General features: G+C 69.3%; 13 protein-coding genes. 7 read left to right on the forward strand and 6 right to left on the reverse strand.

The annotated features are described in order from the left end of the window. Positions 1–12 precede the first annotated feature (12 nt). The 3 genes from ACFVAV_RS07470 to ACFVAV_RS07480 form a co-directional block, all read right to left on the reverse strand. Positions 13–6084 carry an amino acid adenylation domain-containing protein gene (locus ACFVAV_RS07470; RefSeq protein WP_379031459.1) on the reverse strand — a complete coding sequence of 2024 codons (6072 nt, stop codon included), beginning with the start codon at positions 6082–6084 and terminating at the stop codon, positions 13–15. A gap of 66 nt (positions 6085–6150) precedes the next feature. Further along, positions 6151–7308 (reverse strand): epoxide hydrolase family protein, encoded by a 1158-nt coding sequence (locus ACFVAV_RS07475; protein ID WP_379031461.1) that lies wholly within the window; start codon positions 7306–7308, stop codon positions 6151–6153. Positions 7309–7407: 99 nt separating this feature from the next. Continuing rightward, positions 7408–8103 (reverse strand): alpha/beta hydrolase, encoded by a 696-nt coding sequence (locus ACFVAV_RS07480; RefSeq protein ID WP_379031464.1) that lies wholly within the window; start codon positions 8101–8103, stop codon positions 7408–7410. 60 nt (positions 8104–8163) lie between these two features. On the opposite strand from ACFVAV_RS07480, the gene ACFVAV_RS07485 reads away from it, so the two are divergent. Then, entirely contained in the window at positions 8164–9042 is an 879-nt protein-coding gene (locus ACFVAV_RS07485) for a cupin domain-containing protein (protein WP_379031467.1), read from the forward strand. Between the two features lie 54 nt (positions 9043–9096). Here the strand turns inward: ACFVAV_RS07485 and nrdF are convergent, their stop codons facing one another. Then, a complete protein-coding gene (nrdF, locus tag ACFVAV_RS07490; protein WP_379031470.1) occupies positions 9097–10059 on the reverse strand; it encodes a class 1b ribonucleoside-diphosphate reductase subunit beta in 963 nt (320 codons plus the stop codon). 353 nt (positions 10060–10412) lie between these two features. Between nrdF and ACFVAV_RS07495 the strand changes: the two genes are divergently transcribed. From ACFVAV_RS07495 to ACFVAV_RS07505, 3 genes are all read left to right on the forward strand, one after another. Next, positions 10413–11372, forward strand: a complete 960-nt coding sequence (locus ACFVAV_RS07495; protein WP_379031473.1) for a hypothetical protein — start codon at positions 10413–10415, stop codon at positions 11370–11372. 57 nt (positions 11373–11429) lie between these two features. Beyond that, positions 11430–12005: a hypothetical protein gene (locus ACFVAV_RS07500; RefSeq protein ID WP_379031476.1), complete on the forward strand. Its 576-nt coding sequence runs from the start codon at positions 11430–11432 to the stop codon at positions 12003–12005. 127 nt (positions 12006–12132) lie between these two features. Further along, positions 12133–13110, forward strand: a complete 978-nt coding sequence (locus ACFVAV_RS07505; protein ID WP_379031479.1) for a peptidase — start codon at positions 12133–12135, stop codon at positions 13108–13110. Between the two features lie 2 nt (positions 13111–13112). Here the strand turns inward: ACFVAV_RS07505 and mgtE are convergent, their stop codons facing one another. Both mgtE and ACFVAV_RS07515 read right to left on the reverse strand, forming a co-directional pair. After that, entirely contained in the window at positions 13113–14573 is a 1461-nt protein-coding gene (gene mgtE, locus ACFVAV_RS07510; protein ID WP_379031482.1) for a magnesium transporter, read from the reverse strand. Positions 14574–14928: 355 nt separating this feature from the next. Continuing rightward, positions 14929–15459 carry a hypothetical protein gene (locus tag ACFVAV_RS07515; protein ID WP_379031484.1) on the reverse strand — a complete coding sequence of 177 codons (531 nt, stop codon included), beginning with the start codon at positions 15457–15459 and terminating at the stop codon, positions 14929–14931. A 147-nt stretch (positions 15460–15606) separates the two neighbouring features. Here ACFVAV_RS07515 and ACFVAV_RS07520 point away from each other — a divergent pair, with 147 nt between their 5' ends. The 3 genes from ACFVAV_RS07520 (at position 15607) to ACFVAV_RS07530 (ending at position 18826) form a co-directional block, all read left to right on the forward strand. Then, positions 15607–16599 (forward strand): LLM class F420-dependent oxidoreductase, encoded by a 993-nt coding sequence (locus ACFVAV_RS07520; RefSeq protein ID WP_379031487.1) that lies wholly within the window; start codon positions 15607–15609, stop codon positions 16597–16599. 237 nt (positions 16600–16836) lie between these two features. Further along, positions 16837–18273, forward strand: a complete 1437-nt coding sequence (locus ACFVAV_RS07525; RefSeq protein ID WP_379031490.1) for a cellulase family glycosylhydrolase — start codon at positions 16837–16839, stop codon at positions 18271–18273. 100 nt (positions 18274–18373) lie between these two features. Beyond that, the gene (locus ACFVAV_RS07530; RefSeq protein ID WP_379031492.1) at positions 18374–18826 is read left to right on the forward strand and encodes an RDD family protein; all 453 of its coding nucleotides are present in this window, start codon (positions 18374–18376) and stop codon (positions 18824–18826) included. The last annotated feature ends 125 nt before the right edge of the window (positions 18827–18951 follow it).

Here is an 18951-nt window from a genome sequence, read left to right on the forward strand (position 1 = left end):
GCGCCGCCACCGTCAGCTCGCGGCGCGCTGTGCCGTCGCCCACCCCGCGAGGGCGGCGGCCAGCACGGGCCCGATCGTCCGCAGCGCGGCCGCGCCGGTGATGTCCCAGTGGGTGGCGTCGACGGCGACGTCGCGGATGTCCCCGGCGATGTGATCCCGCCACGCCCCGGCGGCTCTGCCCTCGCCGCGGTCGTCGCGGTCCGCGGTGAAGAACAGCAGGTCACCGTGGAAGACGCGGGGGCGATGCGCCGCGCCGATCACCTGTGCGTGCAGGATGCCCGCGAAGAGCCGGTGTACGCGTTCCTCGGTCAGCTCGTCGAACGGGCCGGGCAGGTTCGACACCAGCGCGACGGCGTCCTCGGGGGTGAAATCGGTGACCGGCGTGGCGAGTTCGTGGTCGGTGCCGAACTGGCCGAGCAGATCGCCGACCGTCACCGGCGCCTCGCTGCGGTAGCCGACGTCGCCGACGAAGGAATCCAGCATCGCCAGCACCTCGACCTGTTCCCCCAGGTCCTGCAACCGCACAGCCATGGCGTGCGCGATCACACCGCCGACGCACCAGCCGAGCAGCCGGTACGGTCCGTGCGGCTGGACGGCGCGCATTCTGGTCACGTAGTCGGCGGCCAGCGCGTCGATCGACTCGGGCGGCGGAGCGTCCTCGACGATCGCCGGGGATTGCAGCCCGTACAGCGGGCAGTCCACTTCGGCGGACAGACCGGCGAAACTCCAGGACAGGCCCACCACGGGATGGACGCAGAACAGCGGTGGGCCGCTGCCACGCGCGCGCAGGGCGAGCACCGGTGCCAGCGCCGATTCCTCGACCGTGTCCTCGGCGACCCGGCGAGCCAGACCGGCCGGGGACGGATCGCTGAACAGCCAGGCGAGGGCGACCTCGGCCGACAATTCGGTGCGCAGTCGAGCCACCAGCCGGGTCGCGACCATCGAGTTGCCGCCGAGGTCGAAGAACGAGTCGTCGGCGCCGACCCGGTCGCAGCCGAGCAGCTCGGCGAACACGGCCGCGATCCGCTGCTCGACCGCGCCCTGGGGTGCGCGGTAGGCACGATCGGAGCTGAACGCGGGGCCCGGCAACCGGCCGAGATCGAGTTTGCCGTTCGCGGTCAGCGGCAGCGCGTCGATGATGACGACCGCCGCCGGAATCTGATGCTCGGGCAGCCGATCCCGCAGCTGCGCGCGGATCCCGCCACCGGTGATCGCGGTGTTCCCGGCACCGGTGATCGCCCTGTTTCCACCACCCGGCACGACATAGCCGACCAGCTGGCGACCGGTCGCCGGATCGTCGCGCACGACCACGGCCGCGGCGCCGACACCGGGGCAATCCAGCAGTGCCACTTCGACTTCGGCGGGCTCGATGCGGTAGCCGCGAACCTTGACCTGCCGATCCGCGCGCCCGAAGTGTTCGATCGTGCCCTCGCGCGTCCACCGGCCGAGATCGCCCGAGCGGTACATGATGCCGCCCACCGCACCGGGATTCGCGACGAATCGGGTGGCGGTGAGGCCGGGCCGGTGCAGGTAGCCGCGCGTCACCTGAGCACCCGCGACATAGATCTCACCGGTGACGCCCGTGGGCACCGGCCGCAACCGGCCGTCGAGAATCTGCACGGTGAGTCCGTCGAGCGGCTGTCCGACCGGGCTGCCCGCCCGCGAATAGGCACCCGTGGCGATCGTCGCGTGCGTGACATGCACCGTGGTCTCGGTGATGCCGAACATGTTGACCAGCGCCGGCCCGGCGGCACCATGCCGGTCGATCCAGGCGGCGAGCCGTCGCGGATCCAGCGCCTCACCGCCGAAGACGATGCGGCGCAAGGCGAGTGGAGCACCGGTGGCGCGCGCGTCGGCGCCGTCCAGCCCGGCGAAGGCCGACGGAGTCTGGCCGAGCACCGAAACCTGTTCGCGGACCAGGAGTTCCCGCAGCTGCTCGGGTGAGCGTGCCGTGTCCTTGTCGATCACGACGAGCGTCGCGCCGGTGGTGAGCGCACCCCACAGTTCCCACACGGAGAAGTCGAACGCGACCGAATGGAACAGCGCCCACACATCGGTGGACCTGGTCGACAGGATGCGCCGGGTCTGCTCCAGCAGGGCGACGACCTGGCGATGCTCGACCGCCACCCCTTTCGGTGCCCCCGTCGAGCCGGAGGTGTAGATCACGTAGGCGACGTTCTCTGACCGGGCGCCGCGAATCGGGCTGGTCCCGAAAGCCACCCGATCGGTCTCGACCGGGTGCCCGGCACCGATATTTCCTTCCCACTCGGCCGCGACTTCCTGCAGCACAGCATCACTGGACACACTGGCCGAGTCGTGTCCGGCCTCGACCGGAGCAGGTCGTGTCCACGTACCTGTGCCGACCACACGCTGCTCACCAGGCTCGTCGCTCGATTCGGCGATCGATCCCTGGCCCGGCTCGTCCACCCCGTGGACGGTCAAGCCCGCCGCGATCACACACACCGGCCGTGCATCGGCCAGCACATAGTCGATCCGTTCGCGCGGATAGTCGGGATCGACGGGAACATACGCCGCGCCACTGCGCACCACCGCGACGATCGCCACGACCAGGTCAGCCGAGCGGGGCATGCGGACGACGACCCGCCGCTCCGGGCCCGCTCCGGAAGCCACGAGCTTCCGAGCGAGGGCCGCGCTGCGGTCGTCGAGTTCCCCGTAGGTCACAGTGGTTTCGCCGAACCGTATCGCTACGGCATTCCGATGGCGATACGCCGCGAGATCGAACAGGTCGCTCAGCGTCCGCTGGTCCGGGCGGATCGACGCGGGGACCCGCGCCGCCGGGCCGGTCTCGTCGATCAGGTCGATGTCGCCGACCGTTGCCGACGGGTCGGCGGTGACCGCGCGGGTGATCCGCTCCACGGTGTGGACGAGCTGGTCGATCGTGTCGCGGTCGAACAGGTCGGTCGCGTAGGTGATCGCCACGCCGATAGTGGCCGCGGCAGGGTCCGACATCGTCAGCTGGAGGTCGAATTTCGCCGGGGATTCGACCGGGTCGACGGGTTCGACTGTCAGCCCGCCCAGGTCGGTCCCGACCGCGCCTGCATCGGTCGCCGCGGTGAGCACCGCCTGGAACAGCGGGTGGTGGGCGCGGGTGCGCGGCGGGTCCAGCGCCTCGACGACCCGCTCGAACGGGATGTCGGCGTTGGCCAGCGCGCCGAGGTCGATATCGCGGACGCGGGTGAGCACTGCCGCGAAGGAGTCTGCCGGGTCGACCGTGGTGCGCAGCACGACCATGTTGACGAACATGCCGACGAGATCGTCGAGTTCGGGTCCGCCGCGCCCGGCCACCGGTGTGCCGATGGCGATATCGGGGCCGCCGCCCGAGCGGGCCAGTGCCACCGCGAGTATCGCGTGCAGCACCATGAACTGGGTCGCGCCGTGCGCCACCGCGATCCGGCGGATCCGGGCGGTGAGCGCGGCGTCGAATTCGAACGCGGTCACCGCGCCGCGCCCTGACGCGACCGGCGGATGCGGGCGGTCGACCGGCAGTTCCAGCCGCGGAGCCAGTCCGGCGAGCCTGGCCCGCCAGTACCGCAGCTGACCATCGAGGGTCGCGGCACCGGAGACATGCGCCAGCCAGTCCCGCTGTGCCAGCGCATAATCGACGTACGAGACGGGCAGCGGCTCGAGCGCGGGTCCGAGCGGCCCACCTTCCCCTCTGGCCCGATCCGCCGCGAGCGCCGGATCTGCCTCGGCCGCCTGATCTGCCGCAGGCACCCGATCGGCCCCGGGCGCCAAATCCGCCGCAGGCATCGGATCGGCGGAGGTGCCAGCAGTCGGGAAACTCGCTCGGCGACAACCGGTCTGACGTAGGTGAGCGGCGTACGCGCCGAGCAGATCCCGCAGCAACGGACCGAGCGACCAGCCGTCGGCGCTGATGTGGTGGACGACCACGGCCAGCACATGCTCGTCCTCGCCGAGCGCGAACAGACGCGTCCGCAGCGGCATCTCGGTGGTGAGATCGAAACCAGCCGTGCCGAATTCGGCCAGGGCGGCGGTGAGGTCATCAGACCGCAGCCGGACCGGGGCGAGAGCGGTTCGCGCGCGATCGATCGGCAGGATGTGCTGGACGCCGACGCCCTGCTCGTCGGGGTAGAGCGTGCGGAGTGGTTCGTGCCGTTCGACCACATCATCGAACGCGGCCCGCAGCGCGGCGACCGAGAGCGGCCCGCGCAGCCGCACCGCCAGCGCGATGTTGTCCGCCGGCGACCGGTGGTCGAGCCGGTTCAGGATCCACAGGCGTTGCTGGGCGGGAGCCAGCGGCAGCGATTCGGGCCTGCTGCGGCGGGTCACCGGGGGGCGCGGCGCCGTCTTCGACAGATGCCGCACCGCCACCGCGAGCCGCGCCACGGTCGGCGCGTCGAACACGGTGCGCACCGGGACGTACTTGCCGGTCGCCGCCGCCAATCGCGCGCTGAGCTGGGCGGCGAGCAAGGAATTACCGCCCAGGGCGAAGAAGTCGTCATCGGCGCCGGCCGAATCCACCCCGAGCAGACCGGCGATGACAGTGCCCACCAGGCGTTCGACCGAATCCGTCGGCGACGGACCGCCGTTCGACGCGAACACCGGGGCGGGCAGCGCGGCACGGTCGACCTTGCCCACGGGAGTCAGCGGCAGCTCGTCGAGGACGACCACCGCGGCGGGCACCGCGTGCGCGGCGAGCCTTTCCCGCGCGAACGTCAGCAGCGCGCCGGTGTCGACGGCGCGCCCCGGCTCCGGCGTCACATAACTCACCGGAACCAGTGCACCCGCCGGTGTCTGACACCCGGTCGTGATCGCGGAACGGACGGCCTCGTGCCCGGTGAGCACCGCGTCGATCTCCCCCGGCTCGAGCCGGATGCCGAGCACCTTGAGCTGAAAGTCCGTGCGGCCGAGGAATTCCAGTGCCGCGCCGTCGGCGGGACGCACACGGACCAGATCGCCCGTACGGTACATCCGCCCGCCCGCCGGACCGAAAGGATCGGCCACGAAGTGTGTCGCGGTCGCGCCCGGCCTGCGCCGGTACCCGCGCGCGACACCGGGGCCGGACAGGTAGAGCTCACCGGGCTCGCCGGGCGGCACCGGGCGCAGCCGCTCGTCCAGGATCCGCGCCGACCAGCCGTCGAACACCGGGCCGAGCACGACCGGCTCACCCGCCACCAGTGGCGCTGCGGTGACGACCACGGTCGTCTCGGTCGGGCCGTAGCTGTTCACGTAGGTCCGGCCGGGCGCCCAGCGGGCGACCAGCGCCGGATCGGAGACGTCACCGCCCACCACCAGCCCACGCAGCGTCACGTGCCGGTTCGGGTCGAGGGTCGCCAGCACGCCCGGCGTGAGCACCGCATGGGTGACTCTCTCCCGCGCGATGAGCTCGTCGAGCTCACCGCCACCGGTGATCTCCGGTGGCACGATGACCGCGGTCGCACCGTGGGTGAAGGTCAGGACGAGTTCGTGCACGAAGATGTCGAAACCCGGTGAGGCGGACTGCAATACGCGCGCCTGTGGCATCGGGCCGAGCCGCGCCGACACCTCGGCGACCAGCGGCGCCAGGCCGCGGTGGGTCACCGCAACGGATTTCGGCGCACCGGTCGACCCGGAGGTGTAGAGGACGTAGGCGAGCTGGTCGAGGTGCGTCGGCCGGACACGGTCGGCATCGGTGAGCGGCGCCGGATCGCGGTCGGCACACCGCCGCGCGAGGTCCGGGTCGTCGAGCACCAGCCAGGTGATCCACGCAGGCAGGTCGGCGAGCATCGCCCGGGTGGTGATGCCGATCGTGGCGGCGGAGTCGGCCAGCAGATAACGTCGCCGGGCTTGGGGCTGGCGCAGGTCCATCGGCAGAATCGCGGCGCCGGTCGCCGCGACCGCGCACACCGCCCGCACCAGCTCCGCCGACCGCGGCAGCGCCAGCACCACCACGGTCTCCGGGCCCACCGCGTGCGCGATCAGCTCCCGGGCGAGCCGATTCGCCGAGTCGGCCAGGGCGGCGTAGGTCCAGGTACGGCCACCGTCGACGACGGCGATGCGGTCGCCGGTGCCGCCGCGACCGAGGATCGCACCGAGCGTGGCCTGCTGTCCGATCGCGGTCATCTCCCGATTAGATCCGCAACCACGCACCTCGGAAAAGCCCGATTTCCATGGGCAAACCGCAGGTAGTCAGCGCAGACCCCGGAAGAACGCGCGGATATCGCCCACCAGCAGGTCCGGCGCCTCCATCGCCGCGAAATGCCCACCGCGATCGAATTCCGACCAGTGCACGATGTCGGCATTGCCCTCGGCGTAGCGGCGGATCGCGACGTCCTCGGCGAAGACCGCGACACCGGTCGGCGTCGTCAGCGGCGTGGTGGGCCAGGAACGGGTGTGCATGGCCTCGTAGTACAGGGCCGCCGAGGAGCCCGCGGTGCCGGTCAGCCAGTAGAGCATCACATTGGTGAGCAGGCGATCACGGTCCACCGTCGCCTCGGGGAGGTCGTCGGCCGGGAACGTCCACTCCTTGAACTTCTCGACGATCCACGCGAGCTGGCCGATCGGTGAGTCGTGCAGGCCGTAGGCCAGCGTCTGCGGACGGGTCGACTGCATGCGGAAGTAGCCGCTGCCCTCGCTCTTGAACAGTGCGAGCCGGTCGAGCCGGGCCAGCTCGGCCTCGGTCATCGTCGCCTTCTCCGCGTCGGAGACCGGGCCGAACGGGATGAACCCGAAGGTCGCGGCATTGACGTGGATGCCGATCACCCGGTCACCGCCCGCGCGCCCGACCTCCGGGGTGATGAACGCGCCCCAGTCGCCACCCTGTGCCCCGTACCGCTCGTAACCGAGCCTGCTCATCAACTCGACCCATGCCGCGGCGATCCTGGTCGCGTTCCAGCCGGGCTCGGTCACCGGACCGGAGAATCCGTACCCGGGCAGCGAGGGAATCACCAGGTGGAAGGCATCGGCAGGGTCGCCGCCGTGGGCGCCGGGGTCGGTGAGCGGCCCGATCACGTCGAGGAATTCGACGATCGACCCCGGCCAGCCGTGCGTGAGGAGCAACGGCGTCGCCGCCGGTTGCGCAGAGCGCACATGCAGGAAATGGATGCGCTGCCCGTCGATCTCGGTGACGAACTGCGGATACTTGTTCAGCTCCGCCTCGGCCGCCCGCCAGTCGTAGGAGGTGCGCCAATACTCGGCCAGTTCCCGCAGATACTCCACCGGCACACCGCGACTCCACTCCGCGCCCGGCTGCTGATCGGGCCAGCGCGCATCGGCCAGCCTACGGTGCAGGTAATCCAGGTCCGGCTGGGCGATGTCGAGGTGGAACGGGACGATCTCGTTGCTCATACCGACGACGCTACGGACCGATGCGGACACCTTCGGCCTAATCGCCTCGGACAGCGCCACGGCGGCGGATCGCTCCGCCGCCGTGGCCTGCCTTCTGTGTCAGTCCGCGATGTCCCGCGCCGCCGTCTCGATCAGATCGGTCACCGGACCCGGCTGCGAGGCCAGCGAGGCGTGGCTCGCGGCGAGTTCGATGGTCTTGCGCGGGTTCATCCGCGATGCCATCCGGCGCTCGTTGTCCGGGTGGATCATCCGGTCTTCGGTGGACACCTGATACCAGCTGGGCTTCACCTTCCACGCGGGCGCGGTCACCGTGTCGCCGAAGGTCGAGGCGAGCGGCGCCTTCTGTGTCACCGCCATCACCAGCGCCTCCTCGGAAGTCAGGTCCTGACAGAAGCTTTCGCGGAACTTGTCCTGCGCGATCCACAGGTACCCGTCCGAATCCGGCGCTATATTGGCGAACGCGGCGGGCGGCTGCTCCTGGCTGATCGCACCCGGGCTCTCCCCCGCATCGGGCGCGAAGGCCGCGACGTAGACCAAGCCCGCGACATTGGGCAGGTCACCGGCCTCGGTGATCACCGCACCACCGTAGGAGTGCCCGACCAGCAGCACCGGACCGTCGACCTGCGCCACCATCTTCCTGGTCCGCTCGGCGTCCTCGGCCAGCGAGGTGAGTGGGTTCTCCACCGCGTGCTGCGCCGAATAGCCCCGCCGGTTCAGCTCCACGATCACCTTCGCCCAATGCGCGGCGCCACCCCAGAAACCATGGACCAGAACGATTGTCGGCTGAGCAGCCATGACATTCCTCTCTCTCGGTCGGGTTCTCGCCTGCCGGATCGGCCCCCTCCTGCGAGCCGATTGACGCGACGAGCACGATCCACTATATTTCTCGTCCGCTGCGCGCCTCCGGCACCGTTCGCGATCGCGATACCGCGTGGCCTCCGCCTGCTGCACATCGCCGAGCGCGGCGACCTCGAGCTCCACGTCGACGGACAGTCGTTCATCCTGCACGAGGGCGACATGGCCCTGCTCGCCCGCGGCGACCGCCATGTGATCGGCGCGGGCACACCCGCTCCCGCCGAGCGCGAGCTCACCGCCGCGGACAGTTTTCGCCGCGTGGACGAACTGACCGATCCGGCGGCGCCGCGCTGGGTCACCGGCACCTTCGGGGTCGAGGAAACGATCGCCGATCCGTTGCTGTCGGTGCTGCCCGCCGCGGTGCTGATCCGGGCGGGCGCCGATCGCGACTGGCTGACGCTGAGCCTGCAACTGCTCGTCGTCGAGGTCACCGACGCCAGACCCGGTGCGGGCGTGATGATCTCGCGCATCCTGGACCTGCTGTTCATCCATGCGCTGCGCGCCTGGTCCGCCGACGACGCCGCCCCCGGTTGGCTGACCGCGGCACTGGATCCCGCCTTCGGCCCGGTCCTCACCACGATCCACAACAACCCCGACCGCCCATGGCAGGTCGCCGAACTCGCGGCACTGGCCAGACTGTCCCGCTCTACCTTCACCGAGCGATTCACCCGGCTACTCGGCCGGTCCCCCGGGGCCTACGTGACCGACCGGCGTCTCGAGCACGCCGCCCATCTGCTCGGTTCGACCGACGAACCGGTGGGCCGCATCGCCGGCGCCGTCGGCTATCACTCCGAGGCCGCCTTCAACCGCGCCTTCCACCGCCGCTACGGCATGCCACCCCTGCGCTGGCGCAAGCGCAGACAGCGGGCCCCGCGATGAACGACGGCGGCGCACCCGAGCAGGTACGCCGCCGTCGTCAAGGTGCTGGTCGGCTCAGAACGCCCAGTCCTCGTCTTCGGTGTTGACCGCCTTGCCGATGACATAGCTGGAACCCGAGCCGGAGAAGAAGTCGTGGTTCTCGTCGGCGTTGGGCGACAGCGCCGACAGGATCGCCGGGTTCACCTCGCACTCGTCCTTCGGGAACAGGCCCTCGTAGCCGAGGTTCATCAGCGCCTTGTTGGCGTTGTAGCGCAGGAACTTCTTGACGTCCTCGGTGAGGCCGACCTCGTCGTAGAGGTCCTGGGTGTAGTCGACCTCGTTGTCGTAGAGCTCGAAGAGCAGCTCGAAGGTGTAGTTCTTGAGCTCGTCGCGCTCGGCCTGGGAGACCAGCTCGAGGCCCTTCTGGTACTTGTAGCCGATGTAGTAACCGTGCACCGCCTCGTCCCGGATGATCAGGCGGATCATGTCGGCGGTGTTGGTGAGCTTGGCCCGCGAGGACCAGTGCATCGGCAGGTAGAAGCCGGAGTAGAACAGGAAGCTCTCCAGCAGCGTGGAGGCGACCTTGCGCTTGAGCGGGTCCTCGCCGTTGTAGTACGACAGGACGATCTCGGCCTTGCGCTGCAGGTTGCGGTTCTCCTCCGACCAGCGGAACGCCTCGTCGATCTCCTTGGTGGAGCACAGCGTGGAGAAGATGGAGCTGTAGCTCTTGGCGTGCACCGACTCCATGAACGCGATGTTGGTGTACACCGCCTCCTCGTGCGGGGTGAGCGCGTCCGGGATGAGCGAGACCGCGCCGACCGTGCCCTGGATGGTGTCCAGCAGCGTCAGGCCGGTGAAGACCCGCATGGTGAGCTGCTTCTCGTCGGTGGTGAGGGTGTTCCAGGAGGGGATGTCGTTGGACACCGGCACCTTCTCCGGCAGCCAGAAGTTGCCGGTCAGGCGATCCCAGACCTCGGCGTCCTTCTCATCGGGCACCCGATTCCAATTGATGGCGCTTACCCGATCGATGAGCTTCATTCCGCCTCCACACCTTTCCGCCAGACCCTTGACCCGCACCGCCGCCGTGCGCGAGCCCGTTCACCTTGAACACTACTCGTAGTGGGTGACAACGCCAGTAAGCACAACAGCTTGTGTTGCGGCGCGTCGAACCCGGTCTCACCGACTGAACGCCCGCACCACACACGCGGCCCCTATTGTGCGGCACGACCGCCGCCACACCACCATCGCCTCACCAGTGATTCGCCACATGCGCGCGGGGACCCGTCGCAGGGTGAATCCGGCCACTCGGCGCTTTGCATTCTCGCCACCCGCCCGGCAAACTGCGGCTCACGCGTCCACGCCGGACGGGCAGGACCACAGGGGGATCGTTCATGCTTCGCCGCCTCGTCGGCGCCGCCGCTGCGGTGGCGCTGCTGCTCGGATCGACGGCCTGTACGGATCCGCGGCCGGTGACCGTGCGCCCGCCGATCGCCTGGAACACGGCGCCGGACACCGACGAGCAGCGGCTGGCCGTCCTGGCCGCCGCTCGCGCCATCGATCCCTGCGCGCTGATCCCGCACGATCAGCTCGGCGAGCTCGGCACGGTGCTCAGCGTGGCGGCGAGCGCCCCCGATACCTGTGCCGCGGAACTGAATTCGACCGAGTTCGGCAAGAAGACCCGGCTGAGCTGGTCGTTGTCGGTGTCCGCCGAGCCGCCGGACAAGTTCCCGGGTGGTGTCGAGAGCCGCATCGGGGACGCGACGGTCGTCTCCGAACGGGACTCCGAGCCGGACCCGGGAGTTCAGATCCATTCCTGCATGGCGACCGCGTGGTTCCCCGTCACCGTCGGTATCTTTTTGCAGGTGTCGACCCCGGTCGCCGACAAGCCGTGCGCCGTGGTCGACCGGGTGCTGCCCGGTGCGCTCGACCGGCTCCGCACTCAGCCCGTCGTCGGCACGTCGCCGGATACTCCGAAGACCCGGCTCGCCGATGCCGACCCCTGCGCCGTGCTGTCCCGGCTCGGCGTCTCCACACCGGTCGACAAGCAGTACCTGCACGCGTGTGTGTTCGAGTACCGGGGCACCACGGTCGATCTGCAGTACCTCTACGACCAGCGTGGCATCGTGGCCCAGGGCGAGCCGATCCTGGTCGTCAACGGGCATCCTGGCTACGACCTGCGCAGTCTCACCGAAACCTCGTGGTACGGGGCGATTCTCGGGCCGCCGCTGACGTCGGCGGAACCACCGTCGACGCTGGGTCCCCGCGTGCCGGTCGTCAAGCTGATGGGCCGCGACCCTGCCGTCCTCCGGGAAGTCCTCGGCCACACCGCCGAGCTCTTCCCGGCCACCTGACCACCACCTGGGAGGAGATCCCCTGTTCGACGGACACTGCTGCTCACCGCCGCGGCCATGACGTTGCTCGCCTGTCAGAGCGAAGCGGCGGGCGACACCATGCCGCGGGGCGGGTTCTGGTCCACCGCGGCGGTTTCCGACCAGGAGAAGCTGGCTGTACTGCGGAAGGTGCGCGCGATCGATGTGTGTGCGCCGCTGCCGCGGGCAGCGCTCGGCGGGCTCGGTCAGGTGCGGGCGGTGGACAATGTCGGTCCGGATCAGTGCCGGGTCAATATCGCCGTCGACGGGCATCTGACCGGGATCGACGCGACCTGGAGCGCCGGGGTGATGTTCTCCGGTGAGCCGACGATGGACGCGCCGGTGATCGAGCAGGCCATGGGTGATGTGCGGGTGTTGTTCGACGACGAACCGGCCCAGTCCGACGACCCGCAGGTGCGTGGGAGTTGTCAGGCGTGGGCGGACACGGCGGGAGCACAACCGAGCCTCGCGTCCCTGTCCGCCGTCGTCGGCCCGCCGCTCGCCGCGGGCGCGACCGATGCCCTGCTCGGTCCCCGGGTGCCGACGGTCTCTGTCACGGCCGATTCCGCCGTCGCCGAGAAGATCATGCGCGAGACGCTGCCCCTGCTGAACTGACGCCCGCAGCAGTCACAACGTTCTGAGAACGACCGGGACGGGATGTTTGCGGTCGGATTGCTCGCGCGGGCAGACTCGGTGAATCGGGTGCGGGTCCGGCCCGGGTCCGCCGAGGACAGGGGTGCCGATGTATCGCAGGATGGTGCTGGCCGCTACTGCGTTACTTGTCTGCGCCGGCTGCGGTGACGATGCGGACAAGGCTCCCGACTACGGGACGCTGCCACCACCGCCCGCCCCGGTGATCCCGGCCCAGCCACCGGAGTTCTGGTCGAAGGTTCCGCAGAACCAGCAGCAGCGCGACGAGGTGGCCCAGGCGACGCGCCAGGTCGATGTGTGCGCGGTGCTGCCGCGCGACGCCCTGCGGCACCTCGGTGACATCACAAGCGTCACCGTCGGGCTGGATTCGTGCCGGGCGATTCTGGGCGGCGCCACACCCGGCGACAGCACGACGCTGACCTGGCACGCCACCCTGCTGACCGGGCTCACCCCGGGCGGCAGGGGCGTGACGAAACAGCTCGGCGACGTGACCGTGCGCCTGGTCCCCGACCGCGATGCGGGCGAGCCACGCGCCTGCGGCGCGACCGCCCACTTCCCGGCAGGCGCCACGTTCTATCTCGGCCTGTCCACGCCCGGCAAGAACCCGTGCACCGTCGCCGACGAACTGGTGCCCGGCATGATCGAGCGCTGGCGGCAGTCGCCACCCCAGGGCACCTCCCCCGATACCGTGCCGACCGTGCTGCTCGGCGCCGACCCGTGCGCGGTCCGCACGAAGCTCGCCGGCACCGTCGCCTCCGGCGAGCAGCGACTCACCCAGTGCCTGTTCAGCTACCGCGGCGAGAAGATCACCGTCAGCTACGAGTACCGCGTCCCCGAATACCTGGCCGCCAACAGCACCGAAGACCACATCGACGGCCGGACCGTGCACCGCTCGGTGTCGGTCTACGACCGCTCCATCCCGATCTACACCGCCGCCGTCGGCCCCGAACTACCGGCCGAGTCCACCGCGTTCGGCAGGCGCATCCCGATCGTCGAGGTGGTGGCGGCCACCGACGACGTCGCCAAGGACGTGATGGCCCAGGTGCTCACCCTGTTCCCGCCGCGCTGAGTTCAGATCCCCAGCACCAGCTTCGCGGTGGTGAAGTAGATGATCAGCCCGGTCGCGTCCACCAGAGTGGTCACCATCGGCGCCGACACCACGGCCGGGTCGATGCGGAACTTCTTGGCCAGCAACGGCATCGTGCCGCCGATGGTGGCGGCCCAGCCGCAGATGATGACCAGCGTGATGGCGACGACCACGGCGATCTTCGGCCCGACGAACAGTGTGCCGATCAGCAGACCGGCCGCGGCCAACATGCTGCCCAGCACCAGGCCGACCCGGCATTCGCGCCAGATCACCTTGAACAGGTCGGAGACGCGCACCTCGCCGACGGCCAGCGCACGCACGCACGCGGTCGCGGCCTGCGCGCCCGCGTTGCCGCCGGCGCCGATCAGCAGCGGGATGAACAGCGCCAGGCTCGCCGCCTGCTCGAGGGTCGTCGAGAACACGTCGGTGACGCTGACGGTCAGCGTGGCGGCGAACAGCAGCAGCATCAGCCACAGTGCCCGGTAGCGCGCCAGCTGGAACACCTTGGCGGCCATGTAGTGGCCCTCCCACGGCGCCGAACCGGCCTGCTTGGCGACATCCTCGCTGTCGGCGGCCTCGAGCACCTCCATCGCGTCGTCGATGGTGAGCAGCCCGACGACCCGGTCCTCGCTGTCGACGACGACCAGGTTGATGTCGTTGGTGGAGCTCATCAGGCGCGCGGCCTTCTCGGCGGAGTCGGTGGCGCGCACGAAAGCCGGTTCGGTGACGACGAGTTCGGAGACCATCGCCTCCGGCGCGTGCAGCACCAGCTCGCGCAGTTCGACGATGCCGGTGAGCCGGCGACCACAGTCGACGACCGGCAGCGTGTACACGGTCTCGGCGTTGCCGCCCTTGGCCCGCACCCAGGCCAGTGCCTGGGCGACGGTCAGATTGTCCGGCAGCGCAACGACTTCCGGCGTCATGTACAGGCCGACCGAACCCTCCGGGTAACCCAGCAGCGCGGCGGTCATCCGGCGCTCGCGCGGGCTCAGCCCGGCCAGCACCTTCTTGGCCACCTTGGCGGGGGCCTCGTGCAGCATGCGGGCGCGGTCGTCGGGGTCCATCGCCTCGACCAGATCGCGAAAGCTCTTCTCGCGCAGGCCCTGCAGGATCTGCTGCTGGTCGACCGGTTCGAGTTCCTCGAACACGGTGATCGCGCGGTCCTTGTCGAGCAGCCGGAAGACGACGCCCGCCTGCACGGCGTCCATCCGGGCCAGCGCGTCGGCGATGACGTGCGGCGGGCGGTTGTCGAGCCAGTCCATGGCGCCGTCGACCCGGTGGGTCTCGACGAGGTGGCGCACCGATTCCGACAGGATCTCCAGCGCCTCGGTCACCGAGTGGTCCTCGGCGACGACGGGCTGCTGCTCGGTGCGCGGCGAATCCGCTTCCGGCACAGCGTGATCGGCGGGTACGTGACGTGCTTCGACGAGATCGATCTGCGACATGGGACAGTCCTCTGGCGCGACAGCGCGCATGCCCGCGGCCGGGCCGCGTGGATGCTACGAGAGTGGATCGGGAGACGGTGCTGCACACCGCGGGCGTCCACCGCCACGACCGTCACGCACAGCCGAACCGAACCGGCCGAAAATCAGTGAGAGGACGAAGGGGCGACGCCGCGCGGCCTTCGACTGGGGGGTTCGCTGCGCATGGCAACACCACCTCCTCGCCGTCGCTGCAGGCCTTCGCCGATGCAGATCGCTTGGAGTACCCACCCGGGCACACCCTTCCACCCGAAGAATACATGCGGAGCCCGAACGTTTCATCTTTATACAGCCGTACCACTGGTCACAGTGACCCCGATCACACCATCCGCGCCTGACCCGCCGCGTCGAGATCGGCGCCGATCACGCGCTCGACAGCGGGCCAGTCGGGCGTGTGGCACAGCCAGTCCGGGGCCGGCGCGGTCTGCGCGCCGAACAGGTAGAGCCGGGGCACCAGGCCGCGCAGTGCCCGGTGCACATCGAGGCGGTCGTCGATCATGTGGGTGATGCCCAGTTCCGCACAGTGCGGAGCCTTCTCGGCGCGGGAGCGGCAGAAGCGCAGGTGGTCACGGGGGATGCCGGTGCGGGCGGCGAAGTCGTGGTGGTCGAGCCACTGCCTGGTGCGCTCCTCGATCCGCGGCCCGCACTTGGAGATCACCCAGGCGTTGCCGCCGAAACGGGTCACCAGCCGAGCCAGCACATCGAAGGCGCCGGGAGTGGGCGGCGTGTTCATCGCCTCGGCGAAGCCGCCGGACAGGAATACCGTGTCCGCGGCGCCCGGCTCGAGCGCGGCCCCCTGGATGACCCGACCGAAGTCCACGCCAAGGCGTGGTTGTCGCATATCGTTCATACCCGTGCCAGCTTGCCCGTTCGCGGCTGCGACGCCAAGCGAATAACCGCCGGTCCAGGATTCAGCGCGACGCGCGTCCAATGGTTGCCTCGGTGCGCGGCAATGGGAAAAGTGGGCAGGACACGTCAACACACCGAGGAGAAACCCGTGCGCTTCGGCATCTTCGTCCCCCAGGGCTGGCGGCTCGATCTGGTCGGCATCGAACCGGCGGACCAATGGGCGGTGATGCGCGAGCTGGCCCAGCGGTTCGACGCGGGCTCCGACTGGGAATCGATCTGGGTCTACGACCACTTCCACACCGTGCCCATTCCCACCGACGAAGCCACCCACGAGGCGTGGACGCTGATGTCGGCGTTCGCGGCCAGCACCTCTCGTGTGCGGCTCGGGCAGATGTGTACCGCCATGAGCTACCGCAACCCCGCCTACCTGGCCAAGGTGGCCGCCACCGTCGACCTGATCTCCGGCGGCCGGGTGGAGATGGGTATCGGCGGCGGCTGGTACGAACACGAGTGGCGCGCTTACGGTTACGGCTTCCCCTCCGCCGGTGAGCGGCTCGGCCGCCTCGACGAGGGCGTGCAGATCTTCCGCCAGGCCTGGCGGACGGGCCGGGCCACCCTCGACGGCAAGTACTACCAGGTAGACGATGCCATCGTGCACCCCAAGCCGTTGCAGGAGAACGGCATCCCGATCTGGATCGCCGGTGGCGGCGAGAAGAAGACGCTGCGGATCGCCGCGCAGTACGCGAGCTACACCAACTTCAGCGGTGAGCCGGCGGAGTTCACCCGCAAGTCGGAGATCCTGCGTCAGCACTGCGCCGAGGTCGGCACCGATTTCGCCGCGATCACCCGCAGCTCCAACTTCAATGCCGTCGTCGGCAGCACCGAAGGCGAAGTCCAGGAACGCCTCTCGGCCATCATCGACCGGCACACCCCCTTCCTCGGCGCCGACGAGGCCAAAGCCCGTGTCCACGAACAGTTCGACACCAGCGCCGCCGTCGGCACACCGGAGCAGATCATCGAACGCCTCACCACCGTCCAGGATCTCGGCCTCGACTACGGCATCTTCAATTTCCCCGAAGCGGCCTACGACACCTCCGGCATCGAACTCTTCGAACGCGAGGTCATCCCGGCACTGCGCTGATCGGTACCTACTCCCGCAGTACCACTTTCCTCGGCGATGTGGTCTTGACCACATCACCGATGCCGGGCTATGGTCTCACGCCAACGGACTTGGACATGCGTTCAAATGAACGAATGTCCACCTGCGGATCGAGGGATTTCTATGGCGAGGATGGGTATTCGAGGGCTGCGTGGAGCAGGCCGATCGCCATGGGGACATGCTCTGCGGTGGGCGGCGACCTCGGCGCTGGTGTTGAGCATGATCGCGACCGCCGGCCCGGCCGGAGCGGAGCCGGAGGCGCCGTTGACCCCATTGCGGGCGCAGGGAGCGGCGCTGGTCGACGGATACGGGCGGACCGTACTGCTGCACGGCGTGAACAACGTCGACAAGGACGCGCCATACCTACAGCCGGGTGACGGGTTCACGCTGACCGACGCGTCGGCGGCCGTGCTCGCGCGGCACGGGTTCAACACCGTGCGGCTCGGGGTGTCGTTCGACGGATTGATGCCGACCGAGGGCGTGGTCGACACCGCCTACCTCGATCGCGTCGAGAACGTGGTGGACACCCTGGCCGCGCACGGCATCTACACCCTGCTCGACAACCATCAGGACGGATTGTCGAAGATCTGGGGCGGCAACGGGTTTCCCGAGTGGGCGATCCGGGCGCGGCCTGCCGACGGTGAGCCGAACCCCGGCTTCCCGCTCTACTATCTGATGCCGAGCATGAACGCCGGGTGGGACGAGGTCTGGAACAACACCCACGGCGTCCTCGACCATCTCGGGGTAGCGCTGGGCGCGCTCGCCGAGCGGATGAACGGACGCGCGAGCGTGCTCGGCATCGAGTTGCTCAACGAACCATGGCCCGGATCACCGTTTCTCAGCTGCTTCCCGAACGGCTGCCCGGATTTCGACGCGAAATATCAACGCGCACTGCAACGATTGACCGACGCGGTACGAGCCCGCAATGCCGCCGTGCCGGTGTTCTGGGAGCCCAACGTCACCTGGAACGAGACGATGCCGAGTCATCTCGGCAAGAATCCACCGATCACCAGCACCGACATCGTGTTCTCGCCGCACGACTACTGCATCCCCAGCCAGCTCGCCATCTACCTCGATCTGCCCGAGGAACTGCGCGCGGTGTGCCCGGCGCAGCAGGACAAGACCTGGTCGAACATCGACGCGTTCACCGACCGCACCGACATCCCCACGATGGTCACCGAATTCGGCGACGGCGATCCGACAGTGTTGCGCAACACCACCACTCGCGCCGACGAACGCTTCATCGGCTGGCACTACTGGCATTACAGCGCGGGTGAAGGCGACCCCTTCCGCGGCGATGTCGGCCGCGAACTGGTGCGCACCTATCCGCAGGCCACCGCAGGCACACCCGACGCCATGGTCTTCGATTCCGGCACAGGCGATTTCGCCTACCGGTACCGTCCGGGTGCCGCCTCGGCACCGACCGAGATCTATGTCTCCGACCTCTTCCATCCCGACGAGTACGAAGTGCGGGTCACCGGCGGACAGGTCACCTCGGCGGCAGGCGCGCGCATCGTCACCGTGGAGGCCGACGGCACCGGTCCGGTCACCGTCCGCATCCACCGTCCCGGGTCGGCGGGCGCGGACCTATCCACCGGCGGTGGCGGCGGGTCGTCCTCCGGATTCCCCTGGTTGTCCAGCGGTTCCGCGGGCTGACCCCCGACGCGCGGTGGCGGCACCAGGACCCGCCACCGCAACCAGGTCAGCAAGGTCGGCAACGGGTGCTTGTTAAGCGGTGCCCACCACGCTGAGCCGTATGACCAATGCAGCACCGCCCCGGCGCGCGACGAGGAACGGCGGATACGAGCGTGACGCAGACGGGCGACTGAAGTTCGTCGCGGCAGAACCGCGGGAATCCACGCGCCCGATGGACGAATTCCCGCTCACCGGACGCACTTCCAACGGCGACGAGACCGGCGTCATCTTCGCCTTCCTCATCGACATGACGCTGCACGCCGCGATCGGCGCCACCACCTGGTACCTCGCGCCCGGTGCGACCGCTGTCCTGTACGGCATCGCCGCCTGGCTGGGCGCGTCCTTCCTGCACCGCACAGTCGTCCAACGGCTCTCCCGAACCACATTCGGCAAGTGCTCGTTCGGCCTCCAGCTACGCCACCCCGACGGCACCTACCCCTCGCTCTGGCAGCTGATCGTCCAGTGGTTCCGCGGCGGCTGGTCCTGCTTCGACCTCTTCGGCAGCGTCAGCTGACCCGAAGTGGCGGTCTCTACGGCGTGAACCGCCGCACCGATCAGCACACAATTCGCATGAGGTCGACAGCTTCTTCCATCCGATAGCGCGTAGCAAGGATCTTCAGCGCCTCGTCGATGGTGACG

The organism is Nocardia sp. NPDC057663 (genome assembly GCF_042799895.1).
In the GTDB taxonomy this organism is placed as follows: Bacteria; Actinomycetota; Actinomycetes; order Mycobacteriales; family Mycobacteriaceae; genus Nocardia.

What these genes read in the sequence shown, in the direction of transcription:
- mgtE (WP_379031482.1), bottom strand. Translation starts at nt 14,573, where the DNA reads ATGTCGCAGATCGATCTCGTCGAAGCACGTCACGTACCCGCCGATCAC.
- ACFVAV_RS07525 (WP_379031490.1), top strand. Translation starts at nt 16,837, where the DNA reads ATGATCGCGACCGCCGGCCCGGCCGGAGCGGAGCCGGAGGCGCCGTTG.
- ACFVAV_RS07470 (WP_379031459.1), bottom strand. Translation starts at nt 6,084, where the DNA reads ATGACCGCGATCGGACAGCAGGCCACGCTCGGTGCGATCCTCGGTCGC.
- ACFVAV_RS07495 (WP_379031473.1), top strand. Translation starts at nt 10,413, where the DNA reads ATGCTTCGCCGCCTCGTCGGCGCCGCCGCTGCGGTGGCGCTGCTGCTC.
- ACFVAV_RS07475 (WP_379031461.1), bottom strand. Translation starts at nt 7,308, where the DNA reads ATGAGCAACGAGATCGTCCCGTTCCACCTCGACATCGCCCAGCCGGAC.
- ACFVAV_RS07505 (WP_379031479.1), top strand. Translation starts at nt 12,133, where the DNA reads ATGTATCGCAGGATGGTGCTGGCCGCTACTGCGTTACTTGTCTGCGCC.
- ACFVAV_RS07515 (WP_379031484.1), bottom strand. Translation starts at nt 15,459, where the DNA reads ATGAACGATATGCGACAACCACGCCTTGGCGTGGACTTCGGTCGGGTC.
- ACFVAV_RS07530 (WP_379031492.1), top strand. Translation starts at nt 18,374, where the DNA reads ATGACCAATGCAGCACCGCCCCGGCGCGCGACGAGGAACGGCGGATAC.
- ACFVAV_RS07480 (WP_379031464.1), bottom strand. Translation starts at nt 8,103, where the DNA reads ATGGCTGCTCAGCCGACAATCGTTCTGGTCCATGGTTTCTGGGGTGGC.
- ACFVAV_RS07500 (WP_379031476.1), top strand. Translation starts at nt 11,430, where the DNA reads ATGACGTTGCTCGCCTGTCAGAGCGAAGCGGCGGGCGACACCATGCCG.
- nrdF (WP_379031470.1), bottom strand. Translation starts at nt 10,059, where the DNA reads ATGAAGCTCATCGATCGGGTAAGCGCCATCAATTGGAATCGGGTGCCC.